12 protein-coding genes are annotated in these 16,475 nt (G+C 73.3%); 7 read left to right on the top strand and 5 right to left on the bottom strand.

Annotated elements, in window-relative coordinates:
• Positions 1-13: 13 nt before the first annotated feature.
• On the top strand, positions 14-5,203 hold the full coding sequence (locus DFJ66_RS06680; protein ID WP_121218957.1) for an NACHT domain-containing protein: 5,190 nt from the start codon (positions 14-16) through the stop codon (positions 5,201-5,203).
• Here DFJ66_RS06680 and DFJ66_RS06675 read toward each other — a convergent pair.
• A complete protein-coding gene (locus DFJ66_RS06675) occupies positions 5,153-5,812 on the bottom strand; it encodes a GNAT family N-acetyltransferase (RefSeq protein WP_121218955.1) in 660 nt (219 codons plus the stop codon). The genes DFJ66_RS06680 and DFJ66_RS06675 overlap by 51 nt on opposite strands.
• 65 nt (positions 5,813-5,877) lie before the next feature.
• Here DFJ66_RS06675 and DFJ66_RS06670 point away from each other — a divergent pair, with 65 nt between their 5' ends.
• Positions 5,878-6,516, top strand: coding sequence for a proteophosphoglycan 5 (locus tag DFJ66_RS06670; protein WP_121218953.1), 639 nt, complete (start codon positions 5,878-5,880; stop codon positions 6,514-6,516).
• A gap of 78 nt (positions 6,517-6,594) precedes the next feature.
• Here DFJ66_RS06670 and DFJ66_RS06665 read toward each other — a convergent pair whose 3' ends face one another.
• Positions 6,595-8,442 (bottom strand): ABC transporter ATP-binding protein, encoded by a 1,848-nt coding sequence (locus tag DFJ66_RS06665; protein WP_246029613.1) that lies wholly within the window; start codon positions 8,440-8,442, stop codon positions 6,595-6,597.
• 110 nt (positions 8,443-8,552) lie between these two features.
• Positions 8,553-9,659 carry a helix-turn-helix transcriptional regulator gene (locus tag DFJ66_RS43355; RefSeq protein WP_121218951.1) on the bottom strand — a complete coding sequence of 369 codons (1,107 nt, stop codon included), beginning with the start codon at positions 9,657-9,659 and terminating at the stop codon, positions 8,553-8,555.
• A gap of 170 nt (positions 9,660-9,829) precedes the next feature.
• Here DFJ66_RS43355 and DFJ66_RS06655 point away from each other — a divergent pair, with 170 nt between their 5' ends.
• From DFJ66_RS06655 to DFJ66_RS43350, 5 genes are all read left to right on the top strand, one after another.
• A complete protein-coding gene (locus DFJ66_RS06655) occupies positions 9,830-10,285 on the top strand; it encodes a hypothetical protein (RefSeq protein ID WP_121218948.1) in 456 nt (151 codons plus the stop codon).
• Positions 10,286-10,304: 19 nt separating this feature from the next.
• Complete coding sequence (locus DFJ66_RS06650; protein WP_121218946.1) at positions 10,305-10,604, top strand: hypothetical protein; 300 nt, start codon at positions 10,305-10,307, stop codon at positions 10,602-10,604.
• Positions 10,605-10,614: 10 nt separating this feature from the next.
• On the top strand, positions 10,615-10,968 hold the full coding sequence (locus DFJ66_RS06645) for a hypothetical protein (RefSeq protein ID WP_121218944.1): 354 nt from the start codon (positions 10,615-10,617) through the stop codon (positions 10,966-10,968).
• A gap of 13 nt (positions 10,969-10,981) precedes the next feature.
• A complete protein-coding gene (locus DFJ66_RS06640; protein WP_121218942.1) occupies positions 10,982-12,037 on the top strand; it encodes an ATP-binding protein in 1,056 nt (351 codons plus the stop codon).
• A 103-nt stretch (positions 12,038-12,140) separates the two neighbouring features.
• The gene (locus DFJ66_RS43350; RefSeq protein WP_121218940.1) at positions 12,141-15,059 is read left to right on the top strand and encodes a proprotein convertase P-domain-containing protein; all 2,919 of its coding nucleotides are present in this window, start codon (positions 12,141-12,143) and stop codon (positions 15,057-15,059) included.
• Positions 15,060-15,080: 21 nt separating this feature from the next.
• Here the strand turns inward: DFJ66_RS43350 and DFJ66_RS06630 are convergent, their stop codons facing one another.
• On the bottom strand, positions 15,081-15,929 hold the full coding sequence (locus DFJ66_RS06630; protein WP_121218937.1) for a hypothetical protein: 849 nt from the start codon (positions 15,927-15,929) through the stop codon (positions 15,081-15,083).
• Complete coding sequence (locus DFJ66_RS06625; RefSeq protein WP_121218935.1) at positions 15,926-16,459, bottom strand: SigE family RNA polymerase sigma factor; 534 nt, start codon at positions 16,457-16,459, stop codon at positions 15,926-15,928. Before DFJ66_RS06625 ends, DFJ66_RS06630 begins: the two co-directional genes overlap by 4 nt.
• Between the last annotated feature and the right edge of the window lie 16 nt (positions 16,460-16,475).

Raw genomic sequence — 16,475 nt, 5'->3', positions numbered from 1 at the left:
GGACCATGCCTCCGTGGACCAGGAGATCGCCAACCACGTCACCGGCGGCGTGCACGCCCCCACCGTCCAAGCGGGCGTGATCCAGGGCGGCGTCCACTTCCACGTGCCCGTTGCCCCACCGCCGGATGACGGCCTGCTGCCGGCCGCCGTCCGGTCGCTGCTGCACGCCCAGGTCAGCGCCGCGCACGAACTGCCCTACCAGTTGCGCGGCGCGCGCCGGCCGTCGCTGGCCACCGTGTACGTGCGCCAGGACCTCGGCGCCGGCGTCGAGGAGCCCCGCACCGAGGCGCCCCGGCCGACCCCGATCGTGGACGGCCACGGGCAGTTGGTCGAGGTGCCGCGCGCGCCGGTCGTGCGGGTGGCGGTGCGCCCGCCGGCCCGGACGGTCCGCGAGGCGCTCGACGGCGACGACCACCTGCTGGTCACCGGTGGCGCGGGCCAGGGCAAGTCGACGCTGTCCCTGCGGCTGGCCGCGGACCTCGCCGGCTGGTGGTGCGGCACGGGGGAGAACCCGATCACCGAGGAGGTCGTGCCGCTGCGCCTGCCCGCCCGCGAGCTGGCCGGCCGCCTCGACCTGCCCTTCTCCCAGGCCCTGGCCGACAGCGCGCACGCCGAGTACGGAGCCCTGCTCCGCGCGCCCGTGACCGCCGACCTGCTCGCCGAGCGCGTGGCGGGCCGGCGCTGGCTGCTGCTGGTGGACGCCCTGGACGAGGTCGCCGACAGCGCCGACCGCGACCGCCTGGTCACCGTGCTGGCCTCGTGGGCCGGTGGGGACGCCCCCTACCGGGTGATGGTGACGACCCGTCCGGTGGACGGCGGGGCCCTGGCCCCGCTGCACCGCATCGGCGCGGCCCGCTACGAGCTCCAGCCGTTCGACGACCAGGCCCTGCTCTCCTTCGCCCACAACTGGTTCGCCGACGACGACCCGGACCTGGCCCACCGCTTCGTCCGCCAGATCCGCGCCGCCCACCTGGACGAACTGGTCCGCGTGCCCCTGCTGGCCACCATCGCGGCGATCATCTTCGAACAGCGGTCCGACCGGCCGCTCCCGGACAACCAGTACGAGCTCTACGAGTCCTACCTGGCCTTCCTCCGCTCGGCCCGCACCCCGACCGGCCCGTTCGAAGACCACCGCGAGGCCCTGCTGGAACACCTGGGCCGCATCCGCCTGGAAACCGACAGCTCGCTCCTGGACGCCGCCCGCGACTGGGTCCGCACGAACGTCGCTGCGAGGGCGTTGCCCCCGGACTGGCCGGACGCCCTGACCGCCTTCCTGGTCTCCGTGGGCCCGCTGATCATCCGCACCGGCGACCTGCGCTTCCTGCACCACAGCTTCGCCGAACACCTGGCGGCGACCTCGATCGCCCGCGACCTGCCCGCCGCGTTCGATCCCGAGCACCCCGAGTTCGTCCGCACCCTGTACGCGGCCCGACCGCGCGAACGCGGCCACTTCGCCAGATCGGTCCTCCTGCACCACACCCACCTGCGCCCCACCGAAGCCGACCCCCTGATCAGCCGCCTGCACGCCGGCGACGCCGAACACCACCTCCTGGCCGCCCGCCTGCTCGCCAGGCGCGTGCCCGCGAGCGCGTCGGTCGTGGACGCCTTCCTGGAGACGGTGTGGGGCTGGGCGATGACCAGCCTGTACCCGTGCGCGGAAATCCTCGCCCAGGCCAGCCGCGCCACCCACCACCCCGGTCTGTCCGACTGGCTCACCAGGCTGATGCGCACCGACTCCGCCCCACCCGACTCGCGCATCGAGGCCGCATCCGCCCTGGCGACCCGGCTGCGCGGCGACCGGACCCCGGAGGCGGTCGCCTTCCTCACCGCGCTGGTGGACGACCCCGACGCATCGGTGGGCGAGCGACTGGACGCGGCCCAAGCCCTGGCGGACTGCGGCGAGACTGAACGCGCGGCGGCCGAACGCGGGTTGCGCGCGGTCCTGGAGAACCCGCTGGCCTCCGGCTACCGCTGCCGGACAGCGGCGGTGATCCTCTCGGCGTTCGGCCGCGGGGCGCGGACCGACGCGGTGGAGGCCCTGACCCGCCTGGTCGACGACGGCACCACCCCTCCGGCGGACTTGGTCGAAGCGGCCACGGGCCTGGTCGAGATCGGCGCGGAGTTCCACGAACGAGGTGCCGAGGTCTTCCGCGCGATCCTCACCGACCCGGTCAACAGCACCGCGGGCAGGCGCGACGCGGCATTGGGCCTGGCCTCCCTGGGCCCGGACCACAACGCCGAAGCCGCCACCGCCCTCACCGCCCTGTCCCGAGACCACCGCCGCTCCGGATACGACCGCGCCCACTTCGCCGGCGTCCTCGCCGAACTGGGACAGGAACACCGAAGGGCAGCGGCCGACTTGGTCGTCGCCGCGCTCGCCAACCCCTTCCTCACCCCGAACGACCGCCTGCACTGGGCGAAGCAGCTCGGCGGGCTGGGCGTGCGGCGGCGCGAGCAGGCGGCGGCACACCTGCGGGCAGTGATCGCGGACGGAGCAACGACGGTCAGTGTCGCGCGGTCGGCCGCCGAAGCGCTCAACGACCTCGGCCCGGAACACGTCGCCGAGTCCGCCGCCGAACTGCTGCGCCTGGCCACCGCGCCCGAAATGACCGAGGGAGACCGCATCTGGATCTGGGGACGCCTCACCGAGTACGCCGAGCCGTACCGGTCGGAGGCGTTGCGCGAGTTGCGCTGGCGGCTCACCGCATCGGGCCTGGCTGAGGAGAACCGGTGCACCGTGGCCGAGCGGCTGGTCCGTGCGGGGCCGGAGTTCCACGAGGAGGCGAAACGGTGCTTGCTCGCGATCGTGCGCACTGCGATCAACTCGGGCACGGTCCTGCGGGCGTGGTCGGCGCTGGTGGACCTGGATTCCGAGCTGCGCGAGGAGGCGCTGGCGGTGTTCGAGGACACCGTCCGCCGCAGTGGCTATGGCCAGATGTTCCACGCCGCCGGTCTGCCTTCGTCCGACGAGGAGCACGACCGGGTCGCACGGGTCCTGTTCGGTGTCCTGGCGGACGACTCCGCGAGTTTCCGGAGCCGGCTGGCGGCCATCTACCCCCTGCTGCAGCTGGGGCGGAGCCACCACCCGGCCGTTGTGGACCTGGTGTGCGCGATGATCCGCTCGGTCGCGGAGACCTCCTTCGACTTCCTCTACCTGGCGAGGACCCTGGCCTACGTCGGTGTGGCGTTGCGGGCGCGGGTCGCGGACGTGCTGTGCGAGCTCGTGCCCCGGGCCGTCGCGAGCGCGGTGGCGACTCGGATGGTGGCCGCCCTGGACGTGCTCGGTTTCGGCGACCGACCGGAGGCCGTGGCCGCGCTGCGGGGTGTCCTGGCGGACGGTTCCGCCGATCGCTACACCCGAGCGGATGCGGCCGTGCTGCTGGCGCGGTGCGTGCCGGGGGAGGCCGACGAACTCGCTGCCGCCGTGTTCGAGCCCGCCGACCGCGAGAACAACCCGGTGGGCCTCCGCCAGCGAGTCGCGAAGTTGGCCGGAACCGGTGCCGACGTCGTGCCCCTGCTCCGCGCCTCGTACGCGGACCCCGACACACCGCAGTGGCTCCGCGTGTCGGCGGCCGGACTGCTGCACGACCTGGGGGCGGAAGGCGGGCTGGACGAGTTGCGCCGGCTGGCGGGCGACGAACACCTGAGCGCCCCCGACCGGTGCACGGCGCTGATCGAGGTGGCACGACGTGACCCGGCCGGTGTCGAGGCGGTGCGCGCGTACTTCCGGGCCGTCGCGGTCGATGGCCATGAGCTGCTCGATGAGCGCGCGTTCGTCGCTCACTTGATGGCGCACTTCGAGTCCGAGCACGTGCCGTCCGCGTTGGCGCTGCTGAGGTCCGGTGCCGCGGACCGGTCGGCGCGGCCGGTCGAGCGGGCCAGGTGCGTGGAGCGCCTGCGCAGCCTGTTCGTCGCGGAGGAGGCGGAGGTCGAGAGGCTCGCAGTCGAGGCGTTGACGCATCCGAGTGTCCGGCGACGGGCGCACCGGCTGGTGGGCCCGCTGGAGCGGCCTCGGCGGACGGAGGTCGAGCGGGACCTGCTGGCCGATCGTTCGCTGTCGCTCGCCGTGCGGGTGCCCCGCCCCGACCTGTGGGACGACCTGCCGTTGGCGCCCGAAGCGGAGGCCGAGATCCGTGACGTGCTGGCCGGGCCGGAGACCTCCGCCGGGGAGCGGGTCGATGCGGCGACCGAGTTGGCAGGACTGTCCGGCCGGTTCCTGCCCGAGGCGACCCGTCTGCTGTCCGGCATGGGATCGCGCAAGGCCCGCAAGGCGTTGGCCGGGCTGGGAGCGGCGCAGTGGCGTCAGGTCGTGGCGCAGGCGGAGCGTGAGGTCTTCGACGGGTCCTTGTCGTTGCGGGAACGGGTCGAGACGGCGTTGATGGTCGCCGAGGTCGCGCGGGTCCTACCGGAGTCGGTGGCGGGGTTCCTGCGGGAAGCGGTGACCGGTGTGTCGGACGTGCAGCGGGTGCGCATCCGGTTCGCGTTGCGGAAGACCGACGGGTTGGGTCCGGTGCGGGTGATGCGCGACGACGCCGGCCTTGCCTCCGCTGTCCGGTGGCAGGCGGCGGTCAAGCTGGTGCCCTACGACGTGGCCGACCGCGCGGCGGCGGTCTCCTTGTTGCACGCGATCGCGACCGATCCCGCCGAGAAGCCCGCCTTGCGGCGCCGGGTCGCGCACGACCTCGCCCGGCTGGGGGCGCCGGGCCGGGAGAAGGCCGTGGCGGTGTTGCGCGCGATGGCGACCGGGGAGGACGTCCCGGTCGCCATCCGGATCAGGGCGGCGTTCGAGCTGCTGGACTCCGCGCCGGCGTGGCGGAGGGAGGCGATGGCGCTGTTGAAGGGTTTCCGGGACACCGCCAGGCCCATCCTCCGCGCGCGGGCACGCGTGGGAGTCGGTCGGCTGGAACCGGCGGAGGCTGCGGTCGAGCTGGCCGTGATGGCGGTGGACCCCGGACTGCCGGCGAACGTGCGAGTGCGATCTGCGGTGGACGTGGTCGGCCTCTGGCCACCGTTGCGGGAGAAGGCGGTGGTGGCGGTTCGGGCGGTGGCGCGGGACGAGGGGGTCGCGCGGCATGTTCGGCGGCGGGCGGCTCGGGACTTGGCCCGGTGGAGCGAGGTGTGTCGGGAGGAGGCGCGCGGACTGGTACGCGAGCTAGACGTTCGTGGCGATGACGACCGTGGCGGCCGTGATCCATCCCAGTGAGGTGTAGAGGGCTTGGCCGTCCGGGCTGGCGACGAGGATGCCGGTGTGGGCGCCCACGGCGGCCGCCTCCGTGACCAGGGTGCCCATGACCACCGTGCCCAGGCCGCGGCGGCGGTGGTCCGGGTGCGTCTCGATCTTGTCGGGCACCGCGTGGCCGTCCACCACCGAGGCCTGTCCGCTCGCCGCCACCGCCTCGCCGTCGTGGACCTCGGCCTTGAGCACCGCGCCGGTCGTGGTGGTGGTGACCCGGTAGGGGACGGCGGGGGTGCGGGTCGGGTGAGCGGCCAGGGTGCGGGTCATCAGGTACTCGGGGGTGTCGCGGGGTTTCAGGCCCGCCGCGCGGAGGGTGTGTGCGACCTCGTCCGGACTGGTGGTGGCGACGGTGACCCAGGTCGTCCTGGTCGCCGCGGCGGCCTCCTCGCCGAGGGTGCGGACGGTCGTCTCGTCGTCGTGGAGTGCGATGATCTCGCGGTAGCGGGTGGCCTGGTCCTGGATCGAGTGCAGGCCGCCCCGGGCCTGTTCGGGCGTCGCCCAGCCCCGGCACTCGCGCCAGCCGCGCTCCCAGCGGCGGACGAGGTCGGTCAGGGCGAGCGGGGCGAAGCCGGTCATGGGTCCTCCGTCGTGTGGTCTAGTTGCAACTCTATGGCAATAATGTGAGGAAGGGGAGAGCCCGGATGGGACTGGTCGAGGTGGACCTGCCCGACCCGCTGCGGATGCGTGGCCGGTGGGCCGCCTTCGCCGCTGTGTGCGCCGCGCGTGGCTGGGGCGACAACTGCCACGCGGACGGACCGGTGTGGCACTACGACGACGGCGGCGGCAACTGGGCGGACCTGCACCACGTCGGCGGTGGGCGGGCGGTGCTGCTCGGGCACGACCACGAGTACTCCGAGACCTACTACGCCAACGCCGCCGAGTACTTCGAGGAGGACGAGACCGACCTGCTCGCGGGCGCGCCGGACTGGTGGTCCCCGCCGGTTCGGGCGGTCGTCGACGACGGCCGCTGGGTGGGTTTCGCCTACGGCTACGAGGGCGGCCGGTGGTACCGCGCCGAGTACGACCTGGACGACGGCTTCGAGTCGGTCGACCTGCCGGCCCTGGACGGCCGGCGCTGCCGCGAGGCGATCACGGAGTTCGCGCGGGACGCACTCGGCCTCGCCGGGGCCGAGCCCGACGCGGCCGCGATCGACGCCCTCGTCGCGGCCGACGGTGCGGTGGACGAGGGACTGGTGGCGGCCGTCGTCGGGGCCTCGGGGTGGGACGTCACGGCCGGCGCGGCGGCGGCCCGCAGGTTCCGGGAAGCGGACGGCCGGTGATGCGGCTCGGCCGGAACGACTCGGCCGGCCGAGCCCGCGAACGCGAGTCCGGCCGGCCGATCGGTCGGGGTGCGGTGGCTAGACCGGCGTCTGCTCCGCAGTCCTCACCACGGGGTGTTCTTCTTCCTCCTCCTCGGTGAGGAACCCGCCCGACTGGTGGTGCCACAGGCGGGCGTAGGTGCCCTGTTCGCGGAGCAGTTCGTCGTGCGTGCCCTGTTCCACGATGCGACCCTGGTCGAGCACGACCAGGCGGTCCATGCGGACGATCGTGCTCAGCCGGTGGGCCACCACGATCGCCGTGCGGCCCTCCATCAGCCGCCACAGGGCCTCCTGCACCAGGATCTCGCTCTCCGAGTCCAGCGCGCTGGTCGCCTCGTCCAGCAGCAGGATCGGCGCGTCCCGCAGGATGGCGCGGGCCAGGGCGACCCGTTGGCGCTGCCCGCCGGACAGCTTCACGCCGCGCTCGCCGACCAGGGTGTCGAAGCCGTCGGGCAGGGTGTGGGCGAACTCCGTCACGTGGGCGGCGCGGGCGGCGCGCTGGATCTCCTCCTCGGTGGCCTCCGGGCGGGCGAACGCGATGTTGTCGCGCAGCGTCCGGTGGAACATCGCGGGCTCCTGCGGCACGTAGGCGATCAGACCGCGCAGGTCGGCCTGGCGCAGCTGCGCGATGTCCTGGCCGCCGACCAGGATGCGCCCGCCCTGGATGTCCATCAGCCGCAGCAGCAACCGGGTCAGCGTGGTCTTGCCGCCGCCGGACCGCCCCACCAGGCCGATTTTCGTGCCGCCCGGGATGTCCAGGTCCAAGCCCCGGAACAGGGGTTTGTCCGGCGCGTGGGCGAAGTCCACCCGGTCGAACCGGACGTCGCCCGCGGAGGCGCGCAACGGCTCGGGCGCGGGCGGGTCCAGGACGGTCGGCGGGTCCAGCAGCAGTTCGGTGAACTGGGCCGCCTCGGTCAGCGAGCTCTCCAGGCGCCGGTAGATCTGGTTGAACTCGAACATGATCCGCGTGGCGCTGGAGTAGTAGGTGAACGTCACCAGGATCGCCTCGACGCCCAGCCCGTCGCTCAGGCCGACCGCCAGCAGCAGGCCCAGGGCGTTGGTGAGCACGGACATCGGCGCGACCAGCGTGTCGATGCGCAGGTTGCCGTAGTCCCACGACCGCATGGCCAGGCGCCGCGACTCCGCGACCCGCGCCCGGTGCTCGGCGGCCTCGCGGTGCTCGGCGGCGAACGCCCGGACCGTCTCCATGTTGGTCAGCGTGTCGGCCACGTGCCCGGACACCCGGGCGTAGGCGGCCTCGCGGTCGTCGACCAGCCGCTGGCGGCGGCGCACCAGCGGCGCGACCCCGAACCCGGTCACCAGGATCAGGCCGACCAGCACCACGACCAGCATCGGGTCGTAGCGCCACAGCACCACCGACGCGAACACCAGCGGCACCAGGTTGGCGATCACCGAGAACGCCAGCGTGTCCACGAACTCCTCGAACCGCGAGGCGAACCCGAGCACCCGCTTGGTCAGCGAGCCCGCGAAGTTGTCGTGGAAGAACGCCGCGTCCTTGGCCAGCAGCTCGTCCATGCCCACCACGTTCAACCGCTCGATGCCGCGGCCGTCGGTGCGGTTGAGGCAGTGGATCCCGATGCGCCACAACAACTCCGCGAGCAGCAGCACGCCCGCGAAGGCCAGGACGTAGGGCAGCACCGAGGCGGCGGTGTGGTCGCCGCCGTCGGCGAGGTGGCCCACCAGCGCGGCGACCACCAGGGGTGCGAGGTAGTTGATGCCGATGTTGCCGAGGGCCGGCATGAGCAGGGCGGGTGCGGCCATCGCCTTCTGTCGCACCAGTTCGCGGCCGTAGTAGCGCAGTGCCAGCAGGACCGCCGTCTTGCGTTCGCGCGGTGGGGTGTCCGCGGGGTCGGGCGATTCGGGCACGGGTATCCCTCCGCCGGGGTTTTGTGGGGTTGCCACGACATGCTGCCGCAGCCCCGGGCGGGCCGGCGAACGAATATCGGGTGGCCGGTGCCGGCGGTCCACTGTGGACGTCAGGTGAGCAGGAGCCTGCCGTCCAGCGCGAGCGGGGGGTGGGCGAGGTGGGGCTGGTAGTGGCGTTGGAAGACGCGGGCGGCCAGTTCGCTGCGGCTGCGGACGCCGACCGTGTCGAAGATCTTGGTGAAGTAGCCGTTCAGGGTGTTCCGGGACAGGTGCAGCTGGGCCATGATCTCCTCGGTGGAACGCCCGCGCAGCACCAGTTCGGTGACCTCCCGGTGGCGGGGGCTCAAGGCGTAGGCGTCCAGGACGATGGCCGTCAGCTCGGTGAGGTCGGGTGGACCCACGGAGATGGTGACCGAGCCGTCGCCGGGCATCGCGTAGGCGGTCAGGGAGATCCACGTGCCCGACCGGGTCTTCGCGTGCGAGCGGACGCTGCCGCGCGGGCCGGTGGTGCGGGCTCGCGCGGCCAGGGCGCGCAGGGTGTGCGGTGAGTCGGTGGCGTGGTGCGCTCGGCCGTCCTCCTGGAGTTCGGTGAGCAGGCGGTCGGCCGTGCTGGTGCTGTGCGTGATGCGCTGGTCGGCGTCCACCACGACCAGGCCCGTGCCGTCCACGACGGCGCCGGTGTCGGTGCCCTGGCGCAGGAACGACCGGCGCAGCGCCTCGGTGGCCGGTGCGACGACGGTGTGGGCGGCGGCGAGGTCGGCCGCGGTGAACGGGGTGGTCGCGCGGCACCACACCAGCAGGCCCCACGTGCGGGCGCCGTCGCGCAGCACCACGCGCATCTCGTCGGCCAGGCGCAGGGGCGCGAGGATGTCGCGGTAGTAGGTGCTCGACGCCAGGTCGCCCCCGGTCGAGGCGGACAGCAGGCTCACCGGGGACTCGCGCCGGGCCAGCACGCGGACGTTGTCCACGCCGTCCTGCTCGACGTGCTCGATCTCGAACAGCCGGGGCATGACGTCGGCGGGGAACCCCTCGTGGTGCACGCCGCCGGTGTCCAGCAGGGTGGACGGGTCGAGCAGGACGCCGCACCACACGTCGGCGGGCACCGCCCACAGCAGGGCGTCGGCGGCGCGGGCCAGGACGTCGGCGGCGGTCGTGGCGGGGGCCAGGTGGTGGCCGAGCCTGGCCTTGAGCTCGCGGCGGGAGCGGGACGGTGGCACGGGACTCCCTCTCGTGGGACCCCACAGTTTTCTGTGGTTCCGGGTGGTGCGCGGTCCTCATACGGTCGGTTGCGTCGAGGGACCCACCCAGTGGTTCGTCCGAGTGCCCTCGATCGCAACCCGCGCCGCGATAACGAATCGGTCCCGGACCGCGAACGTGAGGAACCCGCATGACCGACGAACCCACCCCGCTCGACCCGCCCTTCCAGACCCCCGCCCGGAAGCCCGAACCGCCCCCGCGGCAACCGCCCGGACCGACCGACCACCCCCGCACCACCCCGCCGGTGGAGCACGAGGGCGGGCTGTCCGGCCTGGCACGGCGGTGGTTGGGGATGGCCGACGCGCTGCTGCGGCGGGCCGCGGAGGACGCCGTGCCCGACCGGGTGCTGTCCTACCGGGAGGTCGTCGGCTACCTGGTCGCCAACCGGCCGCCCGACGCCCACCGCGGGGTGCTGCTGCGCCGCCGGCGGACGGGCGCGTGGGCCTTCCGACTCGCCTTCCTCGGCCCCGACGGCGACCCGCTGGACGACCGCGGACGGGTGCGCGGGCACGTGGTGCTCGCCCGGGACTGCGACGACGAGCTGCGCGAGCTGTTCGGCGACCGCGACCTGATCGTGTTCGACTGACCGAGGAGGAGTCACCGACGTGCTGGAACTGATCCTGTCCGCGCTCGCCGGGCTGATCATCGAGGTGGTGCTGACCGTCGTCGTGCTGGCGTTCGCGGCGGTCGTGGACTGGTTCGTGCGGCGCCACGCCGTGATGGACGAGGACGACATCGCCTTCACCCTGCGGCAGCAGCTCGACAACGGCGCCTACACGATCGTGCAAGGCATCTTCGACGAGGCCACGGGCCAGGTCACCGACGCCCGCCGGGTCAACGCCAACCGGCTGGACCCGCGCCTGGCGAGGGCCCACGCCCGCGACGACCTCGCGGTCTACACCTGAGGAGCCGGACGTGGAAGCCGTGGTGTTCCTCGCCGTCCTCGTGCTCGTGCTGTACCTGCTGTTCCGCCGGCCGCGCCGCAAGCACGACGCCGCCGCGGCCGTGCTGGGCGTGGTCGCGGCCCTCGCGGTGGTGGCGGTGCTGGCGTGGCGGGAGGTCCAGCTGTGGTTCGACCGCCACCGCACCCCCGGCACGCTCGGCGAACTCATCCGCCGCGAGCTGGAGACCGGCCACTACGAGGTCGTCGCCAACGTCCTGGACCGCGGCACCCCGCGGCACACCCGGACCTGGCGGACCTCGCGGCTGGACCCCGAGGTGCGGCGCCGCTTCGGCGACTCGAACCGGGTCGTCGTCTACACGTCCTAGGAGGGAGTTGCGCGTGCTGGACGACCAGTACCGGCTGGAGGTGCTCGGCCTGCCCGCCGACCTGCCCCCGGTCGCGGCGGCGGCGTTCCGGAGCCGGCTGACCCGCGGCACCCGCGAGCTGTTCGACGAGACCGGGTTGAGCGAGATCAGCCTGGTGGTGCGCCGTGAGGGCGCGCCGCCGCAAGCCCAGGAGCACGCGTTGGACCTCGACCAGCGCATGTCGTACTTCCGGGTGGTGCCGCCGGCGCACGACTTCAGCCGGCTCGTGCTGCCGCCGGACACCCTGGAGGAGCTGCACCGCGCCGTCGACGCCGTGCGCCTGCGGCACCTGGTGTTCGACACGTGGGGCCTGCGGGCCGTCGAACCGCACCCGCGCACCGCCATCGGCCTGCACGGCCCGCCCGGCACGGGCAAGACCATGATCGCCCAAGCCCTCGCCGCCCACCTGGGCAAACCGCTCCTGCCCGCCCGCACCTCGCAGCTGGAGAGCAAGTACCACGGCGAAGGCGGCAAGTACCTGACCGCGTTGTTCGAGGCGGCGAAGCGGGCGGACGCCGTGCTGTTCGTGGACGAGGCCGAATCGCTGCTGTCCCGGCGGTTCGAGAGCGTCGGGCAGGGCGCCGAGCACGCCGTGAACACCCTGCGCAGCGAACTCGTGCAGCACCTGGACCGGCACGAGGGCGTGGTGGTGTTCGCGACGAACCTGGTGCGCTCCTACGACCCGGCGATCAGCAGCCGCCTGCACCACGTGCTGGTCCCCGCGCCCGACCGCGCCGCGCGCGAGGCGATCTGGGCGGCCCACCTGTCCACCGGGTTGCCGCTGGCCGAGGACGTCTCCCCGGCCGCGCTCGCGGAGACCGGTGACGTCGTGGGCCGCGACATCAAGCGGGCGGTGATCGGGGCGGCGGTGGCGGTGGCGCGCCGCGGTGACGGGGTGGTCCGGCACGCGGACCTCGCCGACGCCCTGGCCCGGCTGCTGGCCCAGCGCCCGCCGGCGGGCGACCAGGTCACCGAGGAGGAACGCGCGGTGGTCGCGGAGGGCCTGCGCGCCCGCCGCAACGGCGGCTGACCGGCCACCGCGGCGGCCCCGTGCACCCGCAATTCGGCCCTACCCGGCGTGCCGGACCGGCGGGACCATGTGCGCCACCCCTGCCTTCGCTGGAAGGACCGCCATGCGTCGCATATCGGTCATCGCCCTCATCGGCATCTCCCTGCTCCTGTTACCCGCCGCCGCCCTGCCCGACACGGCCGACCGTGTAGTGGGCTCCCTCGGCGAAGAAGAAGAAGAGGAGGAGGAAAGCCCTTTCGGCCCCAACGGCAGTGACGACTGGTTCGCCCGCCAACGCCTGCACCCCGGCGCCGGCGACATCGGCGCCAACCTCGCCCGCGCGGTCCGCGGGGCGAAAGCCCTGCGGGACGGACACTCCCTGACCGCCCAAGCCGCCTGGCAGTCCCTGGGGCCGGGGCTGGGCGGCCGGATCTCCGACATCGCCGTCGACCCCACCCGGCCCGACACCGTGTACGCGGGCGCGGCGTCCGGCGGCGTCTGGAAGAGCACCGACGGCGGCACCACGTTCACCTACGCGTGGAGCCGCGACCTGCCCCAGTCCACCGGCGCGCTGGCCGTGAGCGGCAACGGCACCCTGTACGTCGGCACGGGTGAAGGCGCGCCCGGTTCGGCGTCGTACTCCTTCCCCGGCAACGGGGTCTACCGCTCCACCGACGCCGGCGCCACCTGGCAGCACCTGGGCCTGGACGGCACCGACCGCATCGGCCGCATCTCGATCGACCCCACCAACCCCGACCGGATCTTCGTCGCCGCCGCGGGCAAGCTCTACCAGCCCGGTGGGCCGCGCGGCATCTACGCCACCACCGACGGCGGCACGACGTGGCGGCAGGCCCTGGCCGGCGTGAACACCACCACGGGCGGCATCGACGTGTCGATCAGCCCGGCCGAGCCGAACTACGTCTACGCGGCGCTGTGGGACCACAGCCGCACCCCTGCGGGCCGGACCTACGGCGGTGTCGGGACGGGCGCGTACCGGTCCTCCGATGGCGGGCAGACGTGGACGCGGTTGGGCGGTGGGTTGCCCGCGTCCGACGCGAACAACGGCCGGCTGGGCATCGCGGTCGCGAAGTCCGACCCGGCCCGGCTGTACGTGATCTCCGCCGACACCACCGGCAACTTCCAGGGCTTCTGGACCTCGACCAACCGCGGCGACACCTGGACGAAGATCACCAACACCACCGCGTTGTCGTCGTCGCAGTCGTCCTACGGCTGGTGGTTCGGCCGGATCTTCGTCGACCCGGCCACCGCGCACCACCTGTGGGTGCCGGGCGTGCCGATGCTGGAGTCCAGCAACGCGGGCGGCACGTGGACCAGCAACAGCTCGGCCTTCCACGCCGACCAGCACGCGGTGGCGGTGGACCCGAGGGTGTCCGGCCGGGTGTTCATCGGCAACGACGGCGGTGTCTACCGCTCGACCCAGAACGGCTCGCTCACCGGGTCGTGGACCAAGGCCCGCGACCTGTCGAACATGCAGTTCTACACCGTCGCCGTCTCGCAGCAGGACCCGACGCGGATCAGCGGCGGCTTACAGGACAACGGTTCCGTGCGCTCGTGGGCGGGCTGGGGCCAGATCTACGGCGGCGACGGCCTGGCCAACGTCATCGACCCGACCAACCACAACAAGGTGTACGCGTGCGCCCAGAACGGCGCGTGCGTCCGGTCCACGGACGGCGGCAACTCGACGTCGTCGTTCGGCAGCACCACGTCCTCGCGGCGCGGCTGGCTGACGCCGGTCGTGCTGGACCCGAGCAACCCCGCGATCGTGTACTACGGCGGCGACCGGCTCAACCGGTCGACCAACTCGGCCCAGTCCTTCAGCGTGATCAGCCCCGACCTCACGCACGGCACCTGGGCCACGATCAGCGCGATCGGCGTGGCCAAGAGCGACGGGCGGGTGGTGTACGCGGGCACCGAGGACGGCCGGATGTGGGTCACCCGCGACACGGGCGCTTCCTGGCGCGAGGTCACCGCCGGGCTGCCGGCGCGGTTCGTCACGCGGGTCACCGTCGACCCGACCGACGCGAACCTGGCCCACGTCACGGTGTCGGGCTACCGCAACGGTTCCGACCTGGCGCACGTGTTCCGGACCGGCGACGGCGGCACCACGTGGACCGACATCTCCGGCAACCTGCCGGACGCGCCGGTCAACGAGGTCGTCCAGGACCCGCTCGACCGCTCGATCCTGTACGTGGGCAGCGATGTGGGCGCGTTCGTGTCCACCAACGGCGGCGGCAACTGGTCCCCGCTGGGCACCGGTCTGCCGGTGGTGCCGGTGACCGACCTGGCCACGTCCGTCGCAAGTGGACAGACAGTGCTCACGGCCGCCACCTACGGGCTGGGTGTCTACCAGATCCGGCTGTCCGGCGCCCCCGCCAACGACTTCACGCTCTCGGCGTCCCCGACCTCGGGTGCCGTCGACCCGGGCGGCACGGCCACCGCGACCGTGACGACGTCCGTGGTGTCGGGGATGGCGGAGTCCGTCGCGCTGTCCGCTTCCGGCCTCCCGGCGGGCACCACGGCCACTTTCACCCCGTCGTCGGTCACGGCGGGCGGGTCGGCCACCGTCGCCATCACCACGTCGAGCTCCACGCCCGCGGGCACCTACCCGGTCACCCTGACCGGCACGGCGGCGTCGGCGACCCGCAGCACGACCTTCACCCTCACGGTGAACCAGGTCGGCGGCACGTGCACCGGCACCAACCCCACCGACGTGGCGATCGGTGACAACACCACGGTGACCTCCACGATCCCGTTGACGTGCCAGGGCACCGCCTCGCCGACGTCGTCGGTCGAGGTGCACATCAAGCACACCTACATCGGCGACCTCGTGGTGACGCTGGTCGCGCCGGACGGCAGCGCGTACGTGCTGCACAACCGGTCGGGCGGCGGCACCGACAACATCGACAAGACCTACCCGGTCGACCTGTCGAGCGAGAACCGGTCCGGCACGTGGACCCTGCGCGTGCAGGACGCCGCCGCCCAGGACGTGGGCACCCTCGACACCTGGACGCTGACCTTGTGAGGCAAGGAGGTGCCCGGCCTCTCAGCGGACCGGGTCGGGCACCCAGTTCTCCCGGTTGGCCGGGTCGTCCACCACTCGCACCGAGCTGGTGACCGCCGAGACCGGGCCGGGGCCTTCGATGGTGAGGCGGTGGTCGTCGTGCAGGGTCGCGGTGATCTCCGGCCGGCCGAGCAGGTCGCTGTCGGCGAACACGAGCGCGGCGATTTCCGGACCCGGCCGTGCCGCGATGCGCACGCCGACCAGTTTCATCCGCCCGAACGTCGAGCCGTCCACGGTGAGCGGCACCCGGACCGGCGTGCCCGCACCGAACAGGACGCTCTGCGCCACCCGGTGCGCTCGGTCGCGTTCGTCGGGGCGGCCGTCGTCCAGGACCACCACGGCCCACGCCCCCGGCGACCACTCCCAGGCCAGGTCCCCGTGGTCGGGCCACACCGCCCGGCGACCGTGGACGTCGGGCGCGGGCGTGCCGGGCGGGACCCAGCCGGGGCCGGTCTGCTCGAAGTGGCGGCCACGGGCGAAGACGGTCACGGTGCCGCCGGGGAGGGCGGGGTCGTCGGTGCGGCTCAAGGTGACGATCTGCTGGTAGCGGCCAGTCTGGTAGACGTTGGGGGTGTAGCCGCCGGCCGTGACCACGCGGACCACTTGGCGCAGCAGGTCGAACTCGGTCGCGCCGGCCGGTTCCGGGATGGGTGCGGGCGTCTTGAGCAGGGCGGGGGAGAGGGTCAGCACGGTCAGGACGGCGGCGGCCAGCGCGGCGAGTCCGGTGCGGGTCCGCTTGCGGCGCTTGCCGGTGCGGATCGCGCGCCCGATGTCGACGGTGGTGCGCTCCTGCGGCGCCAGGTCTCGCAGGGGGGCCAGCAGGTCGGTCATCGGTCCTCCTTCCCGAGCAGGCGGCGCAGCGCCGCCAAGCCCTGTGCCGTCTGGGACTTCACGGTGCTTTCCGAACAGCGCAGGTTCCGCGCCACCTCCGCCACGGGCAGGTCGGCGACGAACCGCAGGACCAGCACCGCTCGGGCACGCGGCGGGACCCGGCGCAGCGCCGTCCACACCACCTCGCGGGTCTCGACGTCAGGCGGCGGCAGCAACGGGTGGGGGAGTTCGGCGGACCCGCCCACCAGCCGCACCAGGCTCCAGCGGCGGCGGTGCTCGTTGAGGAACGCGCGCACCAGCACGGTCCGGGCGTAGGCGTCGAGGTCGTCCGCCGCGCGGGCCTTGCGCCAGTGCGTGTAGAGCCGGGTGATGGCGATCTGGACGACGTCGTCACCCCGGTGGGCGTCGCCGCACAGCACGTACGCCAGCCGGCGCAGTCGGGGCAGGGCCGCGGTGACGTAGGCGGTGAACTCCTCGTCGTCGGACACGGCCACGACGGTGAACTGCGCCCCGGCGGCGTCAGCGGTCATGCCGCGACTTCGCGGG

The organism is Saccharothrix variisporea (assembly GCF_003634995.1).
GTDB lineage: Bacteria > Actinomycetota > Actinomycetes > Mycobacteriales > Pseudonocardiaceae > Actinosynnema > Actinosynnema variisporeum.
This window is presented reverse-complemented; position numbering and strand designations above follow the sequence as displayed.